16 protein-coding genes are annotated in these 19,183 nt (G+C 65.1%); 5 read left to right on the top strand and 11 right to left on the bottom strand.

Going from position 1 to position 19,183, the window contains the following annotated elements; all coding sequences use genetic code 11:
- Positions 1 to 59 precede the first annotated feature (59 nt).
- Complete coding sequence (ilvA, locus tag CH285_RS15815) at positions 60 to 1,415, top strand: threonine ammonia-lyase IlvA (RefSeq protein ID WP_094644382.1); 1,356 nt, start codon at positions 60 to 62, stop codon at positions 1,413 to 1,415.
- 1 nt (position 1,416) lies between these two features.
- On the opposite strand, the gene CH285_RS15810 is transcribed toward ilvA, so the two are convergent.
- Positions 1,417 to 1,941: a TetR/AcrR family transcriptional regulator gene (locus CH285_RS15810; RefSeq protein ID WP_027497323.1), complete on the bottom strand. Its 525-nt coding sequence runs from the start codon at positions 1,939 to 1,941 to the stop codon at positions 1,417 to 1,419.
- Between the two features lie 111 nt (positions 1,942 to 2,052).
- Between CH285_RS15810 and CH285_RS15805 the strand changes: the two genes are divergently transcribed.
- On the top strand, positions 2,053 to 3,612 hold the full coding sequence (locus tag CH285_RS15805; protein ID WP_063216920.1) for an MFS transporter: 1,560 nt from the start codon (positions 2,053 to 2,055) through the stop codon (positions 3,610 to 3,612).
- Here the strand turns inward: CH285_RS15805 and treZ are convergent.
- The 6 genes from treZ to CH285_RS15775 all read right to left on the bottom strand — a co-directional run bounded on the left by treZ (position 3,585) and on the right by CH285_RS15775 (position 13,829).
- A complete protein-coding gene (gene treZ, locus CH285_RS15800; protein WP_094644262.1) occupies positions 3,585 to 5,345 on the bottom strand; it encodes a malto-oligosyltrehalose trehalohydrolase in 1,761 nt (586 codons plus the stop codon). The genes CH285_RS15805 and treZ overlap by 28 nt on opposite strands.
- Positions 5,342 to 7,717 carry a malto-oligosyltrehalose synthase gene (treY, locus tag CH285_RS15795; protein ID WP_094644261.1) on the bottom strand — a complete coding sequence of 792 codons (2,376 nt, stop codon included), beginning with the start codon at positions 7,715 to 7,717 and terminating at the stop codon, positions 5,342 to 5,344. Before treY ends, treZ begins: the two co-directional genes overlap by 4 nt.
- A 3-nt stretch (positions 7,718 to 7,720) precedes the next feature.
- Entirely contained in the window at positions 7,721 to 10,012 is a 2,292-nt protein-coding gene (glgX, locus tag CH285_RS15790) for a glycogen debranching protein GlgX (RefSeq protein WP_032387826.1), read from the bottom strand.
- A 56-nt stretch (positions 10,013 to 10,068) separates the two neighbouring features.
- Positions 10,069 to 12,195 (bottom strand): acyltransferase family protein, encoded by a 2,127-nt coding sequence (locus CH285_RS15785; protein WP_094644260.1) that lies wholly within the window; start codon positions 12,193 to 12,195, stop codon positions 10,069 to 10,071.
- 237 nt (positions 12,196 to 12,432) lie between these two features.
- Positions 12,433 to 13,032: a hypothetical protein gene (locus tag CH285_RS15780; RefSeq protein ID WP_094644259.1), complete on the bottom strand. Its 600-nt coding sequence runs from the start codon at positions 13,030 to 13,032 to the stop codon at positions 12,433 to 12,435.
- Positions 13,029 to 13,829: a MerR family transcriptional regulator gene (locus CH285_RS15775; protein WP_094644258.1), complete on the bottom strand. Its 801-nt coding sequence runs from the start codon at positions 13,827 to 13,829 to the stop codon at positions 13,029 to 13,031. Before CH285_RS15775 ends, CH285_RS15780 begins: the two co-directional genes overlap by 4 nt.
- Positions 13,830 to 13,930: 101 nt before the next feature.
- Between CH285_RS15775 and CH285_RS15770 the strand changes: the two genes are divergently transcribed.
- Complete coding sequence (locus tag CH285_RS15770; RefSeq protein WP_094644257.1) at positions 13,931 to 14,839, top strand: sensor domain-containing diguanylate cyclase; 909 nt, start codon at positions 13,931 to 13,933, stop codon at positions 14,837 to 14,839.
- Between the two features lie 6 nt (positions 14,840 to 14,845).
- On the opposite strand, the gene CH285_RS15765 is transcribed toward CH285_RS15770, so the two are convergent.
- A complete protein-coding gene (locus tag CH285_RS15765; RefSeq protein WP_094644256.1) occupies positions 14,846 to 15,442 on the bottom strand; it encodes a CHAP domain-containing protein in 597 nt (198 codons plus the stop codon).
- A gap of 47 nt (positions 15,443 to 15,489) precedes the next feature.
- Here CH285_RS15765 and CH285_RS15760 point away from each other — a divergent pair, with 47 nt between their 5' ends.
- On the top strand, positions 15,490 to 16,278 hold the full coding sequence (locus CH285_RS15760; protein ID WP_094644255.1) for an SIR2 family NAD-dependent protein deacylase: 789 nt from the start codon (positions 15,490 to 15,492) through the stop codon (positions 16,276 to 16,278).
- Positions 16,279 to 16,335: 57 nt separating this feature from the next.
- Positions 16,336 to 16,620 carry a hypothetical protein gene (locus CH285_RS15755; protein WP_032399990.1) on the top strand — a complete coding sequence of 95 codons (285 nt, stop codon included), beginning with the start codon at positions 16,336 to 16,338 and terminating at the stop codon, positions 16,618 to 16,620.
- A 16-nt stretch (positions 16,621 to 16,636) separates the two neighbouring features.
- Here the strand turns inward: CH285_RS15755 and CH285_RS15750 are convergent, their stop codons facing one another.
- Genes CH285_RS15750 through CH285_RS15740 form a run of 3 tightly spaced genes read right to left on the bottom strand, consistent with a single transcriptional unit; the run spans position 16,637 to position 18,959 of the window.
- Positions 16,637 to 17,704, bottom strand: coding sequence for an ABC transporter permease (locus CH285_RS15750; protein WP_094644254.1), 1,068 nt, complete (start codon positions 17,702 to 17,704; stop codon positions 16,637 to 16,639).
- Positions 17,704 to 18,561, bottom strand: a complete 858-nt coding sequence (locus tag CH285_RS15745) for an ABC transporter ATP-binding protein (protein WP_094644253.1) — start codon at positions 18,559 to 18,561, stop codon at positions 17,704 to 17,706. The genes CH285_RS15750 and CH285_RS15745 overlap by 1 nt, the downstream gene beginning before the upstream one ends.
- Positions 18,558 to 18,959 carry a GntR family transcriptional regulator gene (locus CH285_RS15740; RefSeq protein ID WP_027497311.1) on the bottom strand — a complete coding sequence of 134 codons (402 nt, stop codon included), beginning with the start codon at positions 18,957 to 18,959 and terminating at the stop codon, positions 18,558 to 18,560. The genes CH285_RS15745 and CH285_RS15740 overlap by 4 nt, the downstream gene beginning before the upstream one ends.
- Positions 18,960 to 19,183 lie beyond the last annotated feature (224 nt).

Genomic DNA, 19,183 nt, shown 5'->3' with positions numbered 1-19,183 from the left:
CCTGCCCGTGGAACGGTCCCGAGTGGGTGACCGTTCCACGCTGGTGGCAGCATGTGCTGGTGTCTTCATCACCTGAGCTCGCCTCCCAGCACCCCTCGTCGGTAGCCGTCACCGCGGCCGACATCGATGCAGCTGCGATGCGAATTTCCTCGGTGGTCGCCGCGACACCCCTGCAGTTGTGCGAGCGCCTGTCGGCAGAGACCGGAGCGACGGTCTACCTCAAACGGGAAGACCTGCAGATCGTCCGCTCGTACAAGATCCGCGGTGCCTACAACCTGATGGATCAGCTGACCGAGGCCGAGCGCAGCGTCGGCGTGGTCACGGCGAGTGCCGGTAACCACGCGCAGGGGGTGGCATTCGCCTGTCGGTCCATGCAGGTGCGAGGTCGGATCTACGTGCCGGCCAACACCCCCAAGCAGAAGCGTGACCGAATCAGGGTGCACGGAGGCGACTTCGTGGAGCTCATCGTCATCGGCGACACGTTCGACGCGGCAGCTGCGGCGGCGGCCGCGGACGTGGCCCGTACCGGTGCCACCATGGTCCCGCCGTTCGACGATCCACGAACGGTGGCGGGCCAAGGGACGATCGCCAAGGAAATCGTCGATCAGCTCGGTGGCGCACCCGATGTGGTGGTGATGCCCGTCGGCGGGGGCGGCTGCATCGCGGGTATCTCGAGCTACCTGCGTGAGCGCGCTCCGCAGACATCGTTGGTCGGCGTCGAACCATCCGGTGCTGCGTCGATGACCGCTGCGTTGATTGCTGGTGGGCCGGTGACGCTGTCGGATATCGATCCGTTCGTCGACGGGGCGGCGGTCCGGCGCATCGGCGATGTTCCGTACTCGGCGCTGCGGTCGTTGGGCGCGACGGTGGTGTCCCATGCATCGTTGCCCCTGATCACCGCGCCGGTGTTCGAGAGTTCCGGCCCCGGTGCATTCCTGATCACCCAGATAGACGAGGGCGCGGTCTGTACCGCAATGCTGGAGCTGTACCAGAACGAAGGGGTCATCGCCGAGCCCGCAGGCGCGTTGGCGGTCGCCGCGCTCGAGCACCTCGACATCGCACCGGGAAGCACCGTCGTGTGCCTGGTGTCCGGGGGAAACAACGACGTCTCACGGTACGGCGAGATTCTCGAACGATCGCTCGTCCACCTCGGCCTCAAGCACTACTTCCTCGTGGACTTTCCGCAGGAGCCCGGCGCACTGCGTCGGTTTCTCGACGAGGTACTCGGGCCCGAGGACGACATCACCCTGTTCGAGTACGTCAAGCGAAACAACCGGGAGACCGGTGCCGCGCTCGTCGGCATCCAACTCGGTGCGGCGCACGGCCTTTCGGCCCTCCTCGAACGTATGCGGTCCTCGCACCTTCAGGTGGAGCAGCTGGAGCCGGGATCGCCGGTCTACCGCTACTTGACCTGAGTCATCGACCCAGCAGGCGGTCGACAACCCGCTTGTGCAGTTCGGGGTCGACGGCGGGCAGGTCGAGGACGGCTCCGAGGTATATCCCGTCGCCGACGAGTCGGATGATCTCGGCCTGCACCGGATCGTCGATCTCGGTACGTAAGCCCTCGTCCCACTGCTGCATCATGTCCGTGACGGCGTCCTGCACCTCGCCGGAGTTTCCGTCGACGCTGCGCAGTGCCGCCAGCGTGGAGCGGTAGAGCGCGATTTCCTTCTCCGAAATGCAATCGGGTGGTTGCAGATACCACTCCGCCACGGAGGTGCCACCTGCGCCGGCGTCGGCTCGCTGCTGATCGGCCTGAACGGCGAGCCGTCGGACCATGGCAGCGACCAGAGCGTCCTTGGTCTTGAAGTGGTACAGCAAGCCGCCCTTCGATACCCCGGCGGCGGCAGCGACGCTGTCCAGGGTCACTTTGGTCATGCCGTGTTCGAGAAGCAATGTCTCGAGCGAATCCAGAATTCGGTCGCGTGTGTCAGATGACATGAAACTCACTTTACCGGCTGGACGGTTCGAGGTAGTCTTCGGAGCTGTACCGGCTGGACGGTTGGTATCGGGGATGTGCCCGGTCGCGGACCGGGCGGGCGAAATGGAGTCATGGTGAGCGACGTGCGGACCGGTGCGGTGCACGAGATCGACGGCGGATCGGCCTCCAGAGCCACCGCGCGCGACTGGTTCGGGTTGGTGGTGCTCGCGTTTGCCGTACTTCTCATCGCGGTCGACGGGACCGTGCTCGACCTCGCCCTGCCGTTCATCAGCGCCGATCTGGCACCGTCGAGCAATCAGCTGCTGTGGATCATCGACGTGTACTCGTTCGTACTGGCCGGCTTGCTCATCACGATGGGCACGCTCGGTGACCGGATCGGTCGGCGTCGCCTGCTGCTGATCGGAGCCGCGGGCTTCGGAATCGCCTCTCTCGTTGCGGCTGTCTCGACCAGCCCGGAGATGCTCATTGCGGCGCGAGTTCTGCAGGGTATCTCCGGCGCGACCTTGATGCCCGCCACTCTCGGCTTGATTCGCACGATCTTCCTCGATCCGCGCCAACGGGTGACCGCTATCGGCGTCTGGGGCGCAATGGCGGGCGGCGGCGCGGCCGCCGGTCCGCTCGTGGGCGGGTGGTTGCTCGAGCACTTCTGGTGGGGCTCGGTGTTTCTCATCAACATTCCCGTCATGATCGCGCTGATCGCGCTGGGACCGTTGGTGATTCCCGAGTCCAAGGATCCGAACCCGGGCCGTTTCGACCTCCCCAGCTCGGCGTTGTCGATGCTCGCTATCGTTCCGATCGTGTTCGCGGTCAAGGAGATCGCAGCGCACGGCCTTCACCCGGCCTACGTGGTCTCCGCCGTCGTCGGCATGATCGCCGGTGTGGTGTTCGTGCGGCGGCAGCGAATTCTGGACGCCCCGATGATCGACATCCGGCTGTTCGCCAACCGTGCCTTCTCGACGGGTGTGGCGACGAACTTCCTGTCCGTGTTCGCACTCGCCGGCGTGCTGTTCTTCGGTTCGCAGTACCTGCAGCTCGTCCTGGGCAACAGCCCGCTCGAAGCCGGACTGCTGTTGCTGCCGGGCACGGCCGCCAGCATCGTGACCTCATTGCTCGCTGCGGTTCTGGTTCGGTACTTCACCGCAGGCACGGTCCTCGGCGCAGGCATGATCGCTGCCGCTGCGGGCGCGGGCATCCTGGTCGGTCTCGGTACCGACACCAGCCCGGCGTTGTTCATCGCCGGATTCGTCCTGGTGGGTGCAGGCGTCGGCTTCGCGCTCACTCTGACGTCCGACCTGGTGGTCAGTGCCGTCGAACCGGAGCGAGCCGGGGCTGCGTCCGCGGTGTCGGAAACCGCGTACGAGCTGGGCATCGCGCTGGGAGTAGCGATCCTCGGCACGGTCGTCATGGCCATCTTCCGACGCGGGATCGACACCTCGCAGCTCACACCCGAGCTCGGTGCCAGAGCAGCCGAAACGCTCGGCGGCGCAGACGCGGTGGCCCGTGAACTACCGGACTCGGTGGCGACGGTCCTCCTGGACTCCGCGCATGCCGCGTTCGTCTCGGGCATGCACGTTGCGGCCGTCGCCACCGCGGTGGTCCTTGCGGTCACCGCCGTGTTCGTGCTGGTGAACCTACGGGTTCGTCAGGATTCGAGCACCGCGAAGGAGTGACCCGGAACCGTGGTGGCAGACCCGGTGTCGTTCGAGGTCGTCGGCTCCCACTCGAGCAGTGTGGAGCCGCCGACCGGCACCGTCACCGCGGACTCGGACAGATTGCACACCACACTGACGCGGCCGCGGCGAATCGCGATCCACTGGGCGTCCTCGTCGTACTCGACCTTCACGTGATCGAGCCACGGGTCGGTCAGTTCGGTCCGCTCGCGGCGCAGGGCCAGTAGGTCTCGATAGACGGCCAACAGTCGGGCATGGTCGCCGTCGCCCAGTTCCGACCAATTCAATTTCGATCGTGTGAACGTCTCGGGATCCTGTGGGTCGGGGATGTCGCTCTTGTCCCACCCGTGTTCGGCGAACTCGGCTTTGCGTCCTTCCGCCGTGGCCTTGCCGAGCTCGGGTTCGGGGTGCGAGGTGAAGAACTGGAACGGAGTCGACGCTCCCCATTCCTCGCCCATGAACAGCATCGGAGTGTAGGGCGAGGTGAGTACCAGAGCTGCCTTGATCGCAAGCTGTCCGGGGGAGAGGTAGAAGCCGGGGCGATCCCCGATCGCACGGTTACCGACCTGATCATGGGTAGTCGTGTAGGCCACCAGAGAGCTGGCGGGAATGCGGCGGGTGTCCAGTGGTCGCCCGTGGATTCGGCCGCGGAAGCTGGAGTACGTTCCGGCATGAAAGAAGCCCTGCCGCACCGTGTTCGCCAGGCCCTGCAACGACCCGAAGTCGCCGTAGTAGCCCTGCCGTTCGCCGGAGACCGCAGCATGGATCGCGTGGTGAATGTCGTCGTCCCACTGTGCGTCGAGTCCGTAGCCGCCACCCGACCGTGCCGTGATCAGCGATGGATCGTTGAGGTCGCTCTCGGCGATCAGGGTCAGTGGACGGCCGAGATGCGCTGACAGGGTGCGCGTTTCGATCGAGAGCTGCTCGAGGAGATGCACAGCGGTGTGGTCGACGATGGCGTGCACCGCGTCGAGACGCAACGCGTCGATGTGGAACTCGGAGAACCAGCGCAACGCGTTGTCCAGGGCGTAGCGCCGCACCTCGCCCGAGTCTGCATCGGCATAGTTGATCGCCTGGCCCCAGCTGTTGGCCCCTTCGGTCATGTAGGGACCGAAGCGTTCCAGATAGTTGCCGGACGGGCCGAGATGGTTGTAGACGACGTCGAGAACCACACCGATCCCGCGGCCGTGGCATGCATCGACCAAGCGCTGCAACCCTTCCGGGCCACCGTAGGCCTCGTGCACGGTGTACCAGAGGACGCCGTCGTAGCCCCAGTTGTGCACGCCGTTGAATCCGTTGACCGGCATGATCTCGACGAAAGACACGCCGAGGTCGACGAGGTGATCGAGCTTGTCGATCGCCGCGTCGAACGTTCCCTCGCGAGTGAAGGTGCCGATGTGGAGTTCGTAGATCGACGATCCGGGGAGTTGACGACCGGTCCATGCGGAATCGGTCCACAACGACGGATCGACCTCGAACACCTGGGACAATTCGTGCACACCGTCGGGTTGCCGAGGCGAGCGTGGATCCGGCAGCGCCTTCTCGGCGTCGTCGAGGAGGAATCCGTAGCGACTGTCCGCGGCGGCGGCCACCTCTGCTCGCCACCAGCCGTCCGAGGATTGCTCCATGTCGTGGACCGAGTCGTCCAGTTGCAGCCGTACTCGTTCCGGGGTCGGTGCCCATACTGCGAATTCACGGGTCGTGGCCGAAGATGTCGTGGCCGAAGATGTCATCGTGCTGACTCTCCTTCGTTGTCGCGCACCAGAAGTGCAACCGGCAGGGAGGCGAACAGCTCGGCGACCGCAACGGTCCCGCTGTGTTCGACGTCGGTGATGCGGTCGCGCCACCGACCGTCGGGCAGCGTCACGGTCGTCTCGCCCCACCCTGTCTCGGCCACACCGAGGGACAGCCTCGTGGCCAGCGCAACCACATCGGAGTTGCCGGGCAACGGACCTCGGGCAAATCCGACGACATGCGCGGCCGCGGTCCCGTCCGCGACGATCGGCGTGTAACTACCGCCGACGAAGCTCGCAGGCCGTTCGCGTCGTACCGTCAGCGCGGAACGAACCACGGCCAGCTTCGCAGCACCGGTATCGACCGACGGCGCGGATCCGTTCAGTCCGGCCAGAACGGACCGGCGTACCGAGTAGTCGACGGGTCTGCGGTTGTCGGGGTCGACGAGCGAGTCCTCCCACAACTCGGTGCCCTGATACACATCCGGGATTCCGGGACCGACGAGTGTGAGCAACTTCTGCCCGAGTGCATCGGAGTGTCCATGGGGCGAAAGCTTTTCGACGAGCATCGTCATCGAACGTGCCACCGGACCGTCGAGAATTGCGTCGAGCCACGTGTGTACGGCAGTCTCGAACTCCTCGTCCGGATCGGTCCACGTGGTACGGAGAGCGGCCTCGCGAATGGCCTTCTCGGCGTAGGCGTGTAGCCGTTCCCGCAGGGTCGAGGTGATCACCCCGTCGACCGGCCAGACACCGAAGACGTTCTGCCACAAGAACATCCCTGTGGTGCCGTCGGGGCTCGGGGCCAGCTCCTCCCAATCGGCGATCGACCGGGCCCACAGCTCCGGCGTCTGCGAGAGCACGCCGATACGCGCCCGCACGTCCTCACCGCGTTTGGTGTCGTGTGTGGACAGTGTCGTCATCGCGGCGGGCCAGCGCTTCGCGCGGTCGGCGTTCTTCAGATGGAAGTACGCTGGGCTGCAACCGAACCGAGCGGGATCGCCGCCGACCTCCTGCAGCGAGATCAACCGGTTGGCGCGGTAGAACAGGCAGTCCTCGACGCCCTTGGCCGTGACGGCACCGCACACCTGATCGAAACGCACGGGGGATTCGGTACCGGCGATCAGGGCGGTTGTCAGAGCGTCGAGACCGCCGGCCAGTTCCGGCTGCTCTTCACCGATGGCGGCGACGACACCCGGAAGCACACCGGCCAGCGGCGCGTAGTCGGTGCGGTACACCGGAACTGCGGCAACAACGGCGACGATGGCGTCGATCACCGATTCGAGCTCGATGGAGGTACCCGATTCACGAACCACGGCGCGGGCGAGGCGTCGCACCTCGGGGGACAGGTCGCCGCGCGCGACAGCGGTCTTGAGATCGAGTTCTGTCTCGTGCAACGTCTCGTCGTCGTAGGCGATGCCGGAGCGCACCTGGGACAGTGCGGTCAGTGCCGGCGCCCCTTCCGGGTCGACGAATATCCCGCCCACGGCCGCCAACGCGTCGTACCCTGTCGTGCCGTCGACGGGCAGCGACTCGTCCAACGGTTCGCCGTCGGCCAAGATCTTCTCGATCACCAGCCAGCGGTCGGGACCGAGCAGCCCGCGCAGTTCGGTCAGATATCCGGCAGGATCGGCCAAGCCGTCGGGGTGATCGACGCGCAAACCGTCGATCAGCCCGTCCTCGATCCAGCTCGCCACCTGGCGATGCGAGTCGGTGAAGACGTCGAGGTCTTCCTGCCGGACACCGGCCAGGCCGTTCACCGAGAAGAAGCGCCGGTAGCCGATCAGCCCGGCGGACCAACTGACGAGGCGGTAGGCCTGACGGTCGTGCACGGCCTGGGCGTCGTCGCCGTCGGTACCGTCGGCGATGGGGAAGCGGTGCTCGTAGAACGCCAGTAGAGGCTCGTCCTCGGAGCGGTCGACGGTGAGCTCGGCGACATCGCTCGCGCTGCCGAGCACGGGGATGGCGATCTTGCCGTCCACTCCGTTGTCGGCTGCGAAGTCGATGTCGAAGTAGGTGGCGAACTCCGAGTCACGACCGCGCCGCAGAACGTCCCACCACCACGCGTTCTGTCGTGGATCCTCCACCCCGACGTGGTTGGGGACGATGTCGACGATGATCCCCATGCCCACCTCGGCAGCCCGAGAGTGCAAGCGGGTCAATGCATCTCGCCCGCCGAGGGCGGCGGAGACGGTCGAGGTGTCGGTGACGTCGTACCCGTGCGTCGAACCGTCGGTTGCGGTCAGTATCGGCGAGAGATAGAGATGGCTCACTCCGAGGTCGTGCAGGTAGTCGACCACGTCCGAGGCGTCGGCCAGGGTGAAGGCATCGCCCCGCAGTTGTAACCGGTATGTGCTGGTGGGCAGCGGCATGAGTCAGGCAGTCTTTCGTAGAACGAGTAGGGATCGAGCGGTGACCTCCACCGGTGTACCCGCTTCGATCGATTTCTCACCCGCTCCCGTGCGCGCTGCCGTATCGAGGGCGACCGTCCATTCCTTGGCGTAGTTTCCGTCCGGGGTGACGAATTCGATCGTCTCGTGATGTGCGTTGAAGCACAACAGGAACGAGTCGTCGACCACCCGCTCCCCGCGCTGATTCGGCTCGGGAATGCCCTCACCGTTGAGGAACACGGTGAGCGATTTGCCGAAACCGCTGTCCCAGTCCTCGGGAGTCATCTCCTCGCCTGCGGGGGTGAGCCAGGCGATGTCACGTGCCTGTTCGCCCGATCGGATGGGCCTGCCCTCGAAGAATCGGCGACGGCGAAACACCGGGTGCTCGTTGCGCAGCGCAATTGCGTTGCGGGTGAACTCGATCAGGTCGGCGTTGGTCTCGGCCAGGGACCAATCCATCCACGCCAGTTCCGAATCCTGGCAGTAGACGTTGTTGTTGCCCTGCTGAGTTCGGCCGAGTTCGTCGCCGTGCGCGATCATCGGCGTGCCTTGGCTGAGCAGCAGCGTGGCCATGATGTTGCGAATCTGGCGGGCACGCAGATCGAGGATCTCGGGATCGTCGGTCGGACCTTCGACGCCGCAGTTCCACGACCGGTTGTGGCTCTCGCCGTCGTTGTTGTCCTCGCCGTTGGCCTCGTTGTGCTTGTCGTTGTACGAGACCAGGTCGTTGAGGGTGAAGCCGTCGTGTGCGATGACGAAGTTGATGCTGGCACCGGGGCGACGGCCCGTCGCCTCGTAGAGATCCGACGATCCGGTCAGACGCGACGCGAACTCGCCCAGCGTCGCGGGCTCACCGCGCCAGTAGTCGCGAACGGTGTCGCGGTACTTGCCGTTCCACTCGGTCCACAGACCGGGGAAGTTGCCCACCTGGTATCCGCCCTCGCCGACATCCCACGGCTCGGCGATCAGCTTCACCTGGCTGACGACCGGGTCCTGTTGCACCAGATCGAAGAACGCGCTCAACCGATCCACGTCGTGCAGTTCACGGGCCAGGGTGGATGCGAGGTCGAACCTGAATCCGTCGACGTGCATCTCGGTGACCCAGTAGCGCAGCGAGTCCATGATGAGCTGCAGCGTGTGCGGGTGTCGAGCATTGAGACTGTTGCCCGTCCCGGTGTAGTCCATGTAGTGCTCGAGATCGCCGTCGACCAGTCGGTAGTAGGCCGCGTTGTCGATGCCGCGGAAGCTGATGGTGGGGCCCATGTGGTTTCCCTCGGCGGTGTGGTTGTAGACCACGTCGAGGATCACCTCGATGCCGGCGGCGTGGAACGAACGGACCATCGCCTTGAATTCGGTCACCGCGGCACCGGGCGACTGATGCGAGGAATACTCCGCATGAGGCGCGAGGAATCCGAAGGTGTTGTAGCCCCAGTAGTTTCGCAGTCCCTTGTCCAGAAGTACCTGGTCCTGCATGAACTGGTGCACCGGCATCAGCTCGATCGCGGTGACGCCCAGGTGCTGCAGATGCTCGATGATCACCGGATGTGCCAGACCGGCATAGGTGCCGCGCTCGGCCTCGGGGATGTCCGGATGGGTGATCGTCATGCCCTTGACGTGGGCCTCGTAGATCACCGTCTCGTGATACGGCCTCTTCGGCGCGCGGTCGGCCTGCCAGTCGAAGAAGGGGTTGATGACCACGGTGGTCATCGTGTGCCCCAGCGAATCGTGCTGGGGGAAATCGTTGTTCGGCTCGTCGTCGTGGGCGATCGGGGCCTCGTCGACGATTTCGCCGTCCGGATCGGCAAGATCCGCCGCGTCCTCGAACCGGCCGTCGGCGTCGAGTGGATCCGCGGCTGCGGAGTCCGTGGACTCCACGGGCTCGGGTTCGGCGGCCGGGATGTCGATGTTGTAGGAGAAGAGCGATCGGTCTCCGTCGAACGACCCCTCGAATGCTTTTCCGTAAGGATCGACCAGCAACTTGCTGGGATCACAACGATGTCCGGCAGCCGGATCCCACGGCCCGTGGACGCGGTAGCCGTAGCGTTGTCCCGGCACGACCGTGGGCAGGTACGCGTGCCACACGTAGCCGTCGGACTCCTCGAAACGAATACGAGTTTCGGTACCGTCCTCGGCGATCAGGCACAGGTCCACGGCCTCGGCGACCTCGGAGAACAAGGCGAAGTTGGTTCCTGCTCCGTCGTAGGTCGCTCCCAGTGGATAAGGGGATCCCGGCCATACGGCGATGGCGGGCGTGTCGTCGGAGGCGTCGTGCAGCATGGATCAACCCTACTGTGACCGGTGGGACCAGGCTTACCGAGCGCGAGCCGTTCCGCTCACGGTCCGGCCCACCAGCCGGTCGCAGATCCGAGCTGCCGGCCGAGCTCGGTGGTCAGGGTTCGCACGTAGGTGGCGGTCAGATGATGCTCGTCGCGATAGATCAGTACGTTCCCCTGCTCGACGCGACAGACGGTGTCGTCGCACACCGCGTCCGAGAGGTCGAGGGCGGAGAATCCGCTCAGCTGGAACGAGGACGCCAGAGCGGGGTTGACCGAGTCGAGCGCCTCGTCTCGCGGGATGCCGCACGAGGTGGCCGAGCCGCCGTCGGCCAGGCAGTCGATGGCTCGATACGCGAGCCACGGGGTGTCCCTGATACCGAGGACGCCGACACCGTCGGCGATCAACTGCTGCCAGACCGAGACGTACCAGGGCGGGGTGAAGTCGCCGGGGAAGTCGTCGCGGGGCCGGGTGGCCGTGGTGAACACGTATTCCGGTTGCATCGATGCGACGTCGTCGAGCACGGTCCGGGTCCAGTCCAGACAATCCGGGTACTCGTTCTGCCCGAGCATCGGCATCGTGTCCAGGCTGAGCGGGCACCCCATCTTCACGAACGTGACCACCTTGAAGCCGTGCCGCCGCCCCAGAGTGTCGAGAGCGGTCACCCAGTGCTCGGCGTGTGAGCTCCCCGCCAGCACGATCGTTCGGGCCGCATCGACGTCGCCGTAGGTACAGGACAGAGCGTCGCGAGTCTCGAAATCCGCGATGCAGCCCTCGAGGGTGGTGACGGGAAGATCCTCGGGAGCGGAGTACAGGGGAGGCGTCATCTCGGCCGGTTCGACGCGAATGCCGTCGGTCAGTTCCAGCGCCCCCGGGTGCGTGGCTTCGTCGACCGATTCGTCGGCCTGCACGGCCGAGATCGATCGTTCGATGTAGGCGTTCCAGCCGACCGAACCGGCTGTCACCGCCACGGCAGCAACGAGGGCGACGGCCGTGACTGCGATGCGGCCGGGAGTGAATGTGGTGGCCTGCGTGGGACGCTCCACGAAGCGGACGGTGAGCCACGCGAGTGCGACCGATGCACCGACGATGCCGAGTCCGCCGGGTATGTCCGCGTGGGTCCTGCCGGTGGCCGACAGGTAGAAGATCAACAGCGGCCAGTGCCACAGGTACAACGGAAACGCGATCGAGCCGACCCAGGCGAAGAACCGGTTGGACAACGTCGCGGCGACCACGGTGTTCGAGCCTGCGATGATCAGCGCCACAGTGGCCAGTACTGGAATCAGCGCCAGGGGACCGGGGAACGCGGTCACGCCGTCCACCACGAATCCACAGACGACGATGACGAACATCGCACCGGCGGCGAGCGCGCCCCGGGCGGTCGATCCCACCCGACTCACGCGGGCATCGGCCCCGGTGTTTCTGCCGGCGAATGCCGCGAACGTGGCCGCGACCGCCGCACCGAGCATGATCTCCCAGAGTCGCGCACCCGTGTCGTAGTAGTTCCACGCCTGATGGCGTCGAGCACCGTCCGCCGCATACACGAACGACAACACCGCGATGACGGCGAAGATCACGGCGAAGGTCTGTGGTCGCAGACTTCGCGGTCCCTCCGGTCGCATCGTGCGCAGAATCCACGCCAGACCGAACACGACGGCAATCGCGAGCAGATAGAACTGGAATTGCACCGCGACGGACCACAGGTGCTGGACCGGGCTCACCGAGGGGTCGGCCGCCAGGTAGTCGTTGGCCGTCGTCGCCAACTGCCAGTTCACGAAGAAGAAGACACCGGAGACGAGTTGGTCGCCCACGTCGGCCCAGCGGGTCCGCGGTAGCAGGAACACCGACGCGGCCGCTACCGCCAACAGAGTCAGCGCCAGCGGCGGTCCGAGTCTGCGGAGCACGCGAACGATGCGGGTGATCGGGTTCAGGCTCGCGCCGGCCTCGGCCGATCGAAGCAACGACGCAGTGAAGAAGAAACCGGACAGCGTGAGGAAGACATCGACTCCGCCCGACACCCGGCCCATCCAGATGTGGAACACGACCACCAGGGCGATTGCGACACCACGCAGACCGTTCAGATCGTGGCGCTGTGGCGGTCGCGGCACGACGGGAGCCGACACCGAACTCGGGGCCGCGGAATCGGTTGCCGATTCGTGATCGGTTCCGCTCGGGTGTACCTGCATGAAAGGGGAATGGCTCCGGCTGTCGATCGACCACTGGTCGGGCGGTCACGGTCGGTGGTGTTCGTCTCGGAAGCTGCTCGGCAGACGACGAGGTTCGTCGCAAACAAGAAGACGTTCTGAGCAAACAATACGTGTACGCGCGGTGACGCACTCCTCGGAGTCCGTACTGCGGTGCCGGTCCCAGCTCGTCGCCGGTTTCTCGCAGCGTGCTCCCACCGTTCCCGCAGCAGTTCGGGCTCACGTCCCACCGTCGGCCGGAACCGAGGACAACGCGGCGACCAGGGCCACGGGATCGTCCACGTACAAGGCGATGGACGTCGCGGTGCCCTCGACCCGCCACCGACGCAGGGGTGCGGGTACGACGACTGTGGTGCGGGTCGACAACGTGATGTCGACGTTCGTGCCGTCCTGGTTCGGTAACACGGCTCGGTCGTCGCGGACAGTGGGAGCCACCACGCCGAACCGGCGATGGAGTCGGGCCGAGACGATCGTCGATCTCTCCACCGTGGTGACGACCTCGCCGGAGGTGCGCAGGACGAGTGCTTCGGGTGTGAGGACATGGGGGTGCACCCGGCCGACGGCTGTGGCCGACGCCAGCAGAACGATCGATACGACCGAGAGCGCACCGAGCACGATATCGAGCCACAGCCACGGCACCAGGAGATGCACGACGACGATCTCGACGACCGAGGCCACACCGAACATCAACGGCATCGAACCCGTTCCGCGCACCGCGGTGAACTCGGCAGAGTCGGCCGCGATCGGAGCGTGGCGGCCGCGTGCCCACAACAGCAGTGCGTGCCATCTGCCGACCTGGGCACCCCGATCCGGGGTCACTGTGAGGTTCCTGCCGGATGCGCACCGTCGAGCAGACGAGCTGTGGTGCGGAGGACGACGGCGCGTTGGGCCGCGTCGGGAACGATGTCCTCGATGTCGAGCAGCCCGGTCGAGTCGCTCCCGAGCGCAGCGGACTCGGGCGCCTGAGCGAAGGACTCGACATCGAGTACGGACACCAACTCGTCGGCCAACGCGTCGATGTCGTCCTCGGATTCGGCGACGCTTCGGCCCTCGAGGGCACCGAAGCGTCGTAGCAACACCAGGTATCTCCGACGTAGGTCGTGATCGCCGAGCGCGGCGGACATCGTCTCGAAGAATGCCGCCGGGACGCGGCCCGAAATTGCCATCACTTCGAGTAGATCGCGTTCGCGGATCAGCGCGGGCCGGTCCCGTTCGTCCGCTGCATCGAGCAAGGACCCGAACGTTGCGGCAACATCTCGTGGGAGCGCGGTCAGAGGACGCCGTTCGACAGCGTCGTCGAGCAACGCCGACAAGCGACTGTGCTTGTGTGCCAATGCCGTCTGCTCGGTCTCGATGCCGGCCAGCAAGGCTCGCAGGTCCGCGACCACGTCGGGCTCGTCCGTCGCTTTTCCGTCGAGCACTGCCGCTATCGCGCCCAGCGGCATTCCGCACTCGGCCAACCATCGGATTCGCATCAGCCGAACGACGTCGTCGATCGTGTACTCGCGGTAGCCGTTGGACAGCCGCCGAGGCTCGGAGAGCAAGCCGAGTCGGTGGTAGTGGCGCGCCGTCCGCGGGGTCGTTCCGGCGGCATCGGCGAGGGATCCGATTCTCATGCGTCCAGTGTGAACGTTGACGTAGCGTCAAGGTCAAGACCGATCGCTGGATACTGTTCGGGCCCCCACGACGGCGTATCGTCGGTGTGTCGTGTGAATCGATGTGGCTCGCACCGTTCGAGGAAGTGAACCGGACAATCATGGTCGACGCCGATGGCTGGTATCGGGAGATGTTCGAGGCCAGCACGGTGGGAATGGCACTCGCCGACGAACACGGGCTGCTGTTACTCGCGAACGAGGCGTATGCGGCCATCGTGGGGTGCCCCAGGGACCTACTGTGGGGCCGATCCTCCCGTGAATTCACCCACCCCGACGACCTGGGCCAACACGCGGCGATGGAACAGATGATGGACGACGCCGAGGCCCGTGGTGAATCCGTACACGTCGAGAAGCGATACCTGCATCCCGACGGCACAGTGCGGTGGGGTTGGGTGTCGGCCAGTGAGGTCCCCGGCCCGGACGGCCGACGATGGACCATGGCGGTGGTCCACGACGTCACCGACCGGCGGCGGTTGGAGGACGACCTACGGGAGGCTGCGCTGACCGATCCCTTGACCGGGCTGCTCAATCGGCGTGGATGGCGAGATCGGTTGTCTCAGTTGACGACTCCGCGCGGAGTCGAGGTGTCGCTGGCGATGGCGATGATCGATTTCGATCGCTTCAAGTCGTTCAACGACAAGTACGGACACGGCCGCGGCGATCGCCTGTTGGTCCAGTTCTCCACTGCCGCAATGCAATTGCTTGCAGGGCGAGCGTATGTCGCCAGGTGGGGCGGGGAGGAATTCGCCATCGCGATGCCCGATACCGGGTCGACGACGATGGCAACCGTGCTGACCGAACTCGCAGCCGTCGTTCCGGACGAGCAGACATTTTCCGCCGGTTACACGACATTGCGTCCGGGGGAATCGCTCTACGACTGTTTCGACCGAGCAGACCTGTTGCTGTACAGAGCGAAGAGAGACGGAGGGGCGCGATCACTCGGCGACCGTTCCAGCACCCCGTCGCAATGACGGCCCTCAGGATGCCAATCGGCCGAATCCGACTACACCCGAGTCGGATTCGTAATTCAGAGTGTGAATCCTGATATTGCCGGCTTCGTTCCCGCCCACGGTGACGGCCTCGCTGCCGTCGACAGCCACGATGACGTTGGTGTGTTGGCCGACCCAACTGCTGTTGTCGTACAACACCACATCACCCACCGACGGCGTGTAGTTGCCGACGGTCCCGAACCGTCCCTCTTGCTGGTAGTACTCCTGCAGCGTGTAGACGCCGGGAATGCGCCACGAACCCGAGTTGGGATTCGACAACGGCAGGCCCGCTTCCTTCATGATCCAGCTGACGAAGTCGGCGCACCAGGCCTCGTCCACGCCCTCTGCATAGAAGGTTCCCGGACGCTGCTTCTCGTGCTCGACTCGCAGCAGGTCCACCACACGTGCCTGGTCGACGGTCAACTCGGCGCTGTTCACCTCGGGGAACGATTCGGTGTCCCACGGTAGATAGCGACTCGGGGCGAGCCACAGAACACCGACGGCCACCACCACGACCACAGCGGTGACCGCTGCGGTCCACAGGGGCCAGCGTCGCCGCGTGCGGGTATCGGTGTCGATGCTCATGCCCACACGGTAGCGCGTGAGCGAACACCGGTTGGCACAATAGCTGTGTGACCCATTCGCACGAGCAGACGGTCGACGCCGTTCCACAACCCATCGTGGACGCCGCACGAGCGGCGTCGCGCATCGTCGTTCTGACCGGGGCCGGCATGTCGGCCGAATCCGGAATTGCAACGTTTCGCGACGCCCGGACTGGTCTGTGGCAGGACTTCGATCCGAAGGACCTCGCCAGTCCCGAGGGCTGGCTCGCCGACAGCGACCTCGTGTGGGGTTGGTACCGGTGGCGTGCAGCATTGGTTCGTCGTTCCGAACCCAACGCCGGCCACCGCGCCGTCGCGCAATGGCAGCAGCAAGCGCAGGTGGACATCGCCACGCAGAACGTCGACGATCTGCACGAACGAGCCGGATCCACAGTGCTCGCACACGTACACGGAAGCCTCTTCGAGCCGTACTGCAGCGAGTGTGGAGTACGCGCGGAACTCGACGACACCGACATTCTGGACGACGACATTCTGATCGACGCAGATCAGCGTGTTCCGCCGCCGGACTGTCCCCGGTGCGGCGGACTCATCCGTCCCGGGGCCGTGTGGTTCGGCGAATCGCTGCCCGAACAGGCGTGGGAAGCAGCCGAGAATTCTGTGCGCGCTGCAGATCTGGTGCTCGTGGTCGGTACGTCGGGCGTGGTGTACCCGTTCGCCGGACTGCCCGCCGTCGCACGCAGTGCGGGCGCAACCGTGGTCGAGATCAACCCGGTCGAGACCGAGGTATCCGACATGGCCGACCACCGATGGCGCACAACGGCCGCGGTGGGTCTGCCACTGCTGGTCGCACAATTGTGAACGGACGGGCGGCACGCGAACTACCCTGATCACACCATCGACTTCGAGGAGGCCGAGATGGCGGAGTACTGGTTGCTCGTGTGCGCCCTCGCGTGTTCGTCCGTCGGTGCGTGGTGGGCAACCTCGGATCCGACATCCCGACGCGTTCGCCGAATCGAATTTCTCGCCTGGATCCTCGGCATCGTCGGCGCGGTCACCCTGGCCGATCAGCTGGGGGTGTCCAGGCCGTGGTCCACTGCTGCACTCGTAGTCGGAATCATGGTTCTGGTCCTCGGCCTCCCCGCCCTCGTGGCCACTGTGATCAGGAATCGGAAACCGCTCGGAATTCCTGCGCAGAGGTAGCTGCGGCAGACCTGCCCTAGGGACGCAGCCTGCGCAGCAGCAGGAGTGACACGCCCCCGAGAAGCCCGGCAACCACCAACGACAACGCCGACTCGATCGCCTGGAACCGCCAGAACGATCTGTCCTCGTGATAGCGCGTCTCGTAGGCCTCGGCACCCTGATCCCGAATGCACTGGATCTCGATGTTGCGACGTTCCACGCTCTTGCGGTCGGAGTACTCCTCGTACTCGGCGACCGTTTCGAATTCGCTCAGATCCCTGTAGTTCTGGGTCCAATTGCAGTCCATCAAGTCGACGGGCACCGGACTGCCGTTGCTGTCGACGTAGTCGGCAGAGACTTCCCATCGTGGGAACAAACTGATCGAGTCGCCTGGTCTGTAGTAGTCCGGAGTGCCGCCGTACATGTCGTCGACCTTCTGCTCCACCGATACTCGGTCTGTCTGGGGAGTCGCATAGTGCTCGCGTAACTGCGTCGGCAGCAGTGCAAGGAATGCAGTCGACACGATGACGGTGGTGATCATCGCAGCGATCGTGTTCCGCATCGCAAGTGCGCATGCCGAACCGACCATCAATCCGACGGCCGTGTACGCGCCTGCGACGAATGCCGTGGCCCCGAAGATGGGAAAGTCCAACCGCGATGCGCTCGACCCCGCGAAGGACATCGCGAAGGAATCGGGTGCAGTGTTGTACTTGGCTGCGAACAGCACGCATCCGAGCACCGTCATCGCCCCGACGATCGGTGTGAACACGACCAGAATGCGCACGGTGTACCAGCGGCGTCGGCTCACGGATTGAGTCAAACCGAGTACGTGGGTGCGACGTTCGAGATCGCGGGAGAAGACGGTCACCCCGACGAATGCCCCCAGGACGACGGGCAAGACGATCGTCGTGAGTATCGCTATCGTCTGCACGGTCCCGACGGTGCAGTCGGACGAACCGAAGGATCGACAACCCTGCAGATACGGAGACGGAATCACACCGCCGCCGATCACCGTGACGGCAATCGTGATCGCAGCCAACAGCAGTGGCGTCAACGCCCCGAACAGGATGGTCGTGCGAAATTGTCTCCAAGTCACCCAGATCATCAGGTGGTCTCCGTTCCGAGGTGGGCGAGTACGACGTCGTCGAGGGTGGCGTTCTCGACTGTCCACCCCGGTGGTGTCGTTGTCGGTTGTTTGCCCTGTACGACGAATGTTGTTGCGCCGGAACCGAACACCTCGGACACGATGGTGCCGTCCTGGACCGTCGGGTCGGCGTCGGAGCTGCCGACGAGAAGGTAGTGGTCGGCGGTGATGGCGTCGAGGTCCCCGTCGAGTCGCATTCGCCCACCGCGTAGTAGCAACAGCCGGTCGGCGACGTCGACGAGCTCGGACAGCACGTGTGAGGACAGCACGATCGTCGTACCGTTCTCGGCTGCATCGCGCATCAGGGTGCGTGCCACCGCCCTGCGAGCGACCGGATCGAGATCGGCAAGCGGCTCGTCGAGCAGCAGTACTTCGGGTCGACGCCCGAGTGCCAGCGCGAGGGCAATCCGCGTGCGGTGGCCGGGGGAGAGGGACTTGACCCGAGCGGAGGTGGCGATTCCGGCGGCGTCGACGATTTCCTTCGCGTACGCATCGTCCCAGTGCGAGTTCGTGTTTCGGCCGAACCGCAGCAGTTCGGCGACGGTGAAGTGTGGGTAGAGGGGCTTGTGTTGCGCCAGATAGGACAGGCCGGGCGAGATTCCGCGTTGGGTCACGCTTTCGCCCAGAACCCGAATGGTTCCGCCGTCCGGTGTCAGCAGGCCGACGGCCAGCGACAACAGCGTCGACTTTCCGGCACCGTTGGAGCCGACCAGAGCTGTGACGCTTCCTCTTTCGACTGCGAACGAGCATCCGTCGAGGACGGTCTTCCTGCGAAACGATTTGGCCACCTCGTCCATGGTGAGCACCGCGTCGGTCATGTTTCGTCTCTTTCGGTTCGGTCGAATTGCTTGTCGAGTGCGGCGGTGACGATGGCTTCGAGGTCAGGTCTGTCCAGTCCTGCGGCCGTGCAGTGTCGGATCCAGCGGTCGAGTTCCGTTTCGAGCGCCGATCGTTCGGCCATGCCGGGTTTTGCCAGCGAGGCGACGACGAACGTCCCGGAACCGGTCCGAGGTTGAACCAGCCCGTCGCGTTCGAGTTCTCGGTACGCCTTGAGGACGGTGTTCGGATTGATGGCCAGCGCCGTGACCACCTCTTTTGCTGTCGGCAGTCGGTCACCGACGGCGAGTGTTCCCAGTCGTAGGGCCTGTTTGGTCTGCAGTATCAGTTGGACATAGGTGGGAATGCCGGACTGACGATCGATACGGTAGGCGATCACCAGAAGCCTTTCACTAGTTGATTAGTGAAAGACGTTAATGCGTACCCCTCGGTTTGTCCATGCTCTGTTCGGGTCTCGATAGTCGGAGGGCGATCACTGCGTTCGTGACGGCTGGGGGATGCGCCGCCATCTCCGACCCGCAGCAGGCCCGAGACTTCTTCGCCCAGGGCCAGCCCTACTACCGCTCGCAGAATCGCAGTGGCTGTGCCGCTCGACATCGCAGT

The sequence above is a fragment of the Rhodococcus sp. 05-2256-B1 genome (assembly GCF_002258465.1).
Taxonomy (GTDB): domain Bacteria; phylum Actinomycetota; class Actinomycetes; order Mycobacteriales; family Mycobacteriaceae; genus Rhodococcoides; species Rhodococcoides fascians.
The sequence above is the reverse complement of the archived record's forward strand: the minus strand, read 5'-3'. Positions and strand labels throughout refer to the sequence as shown.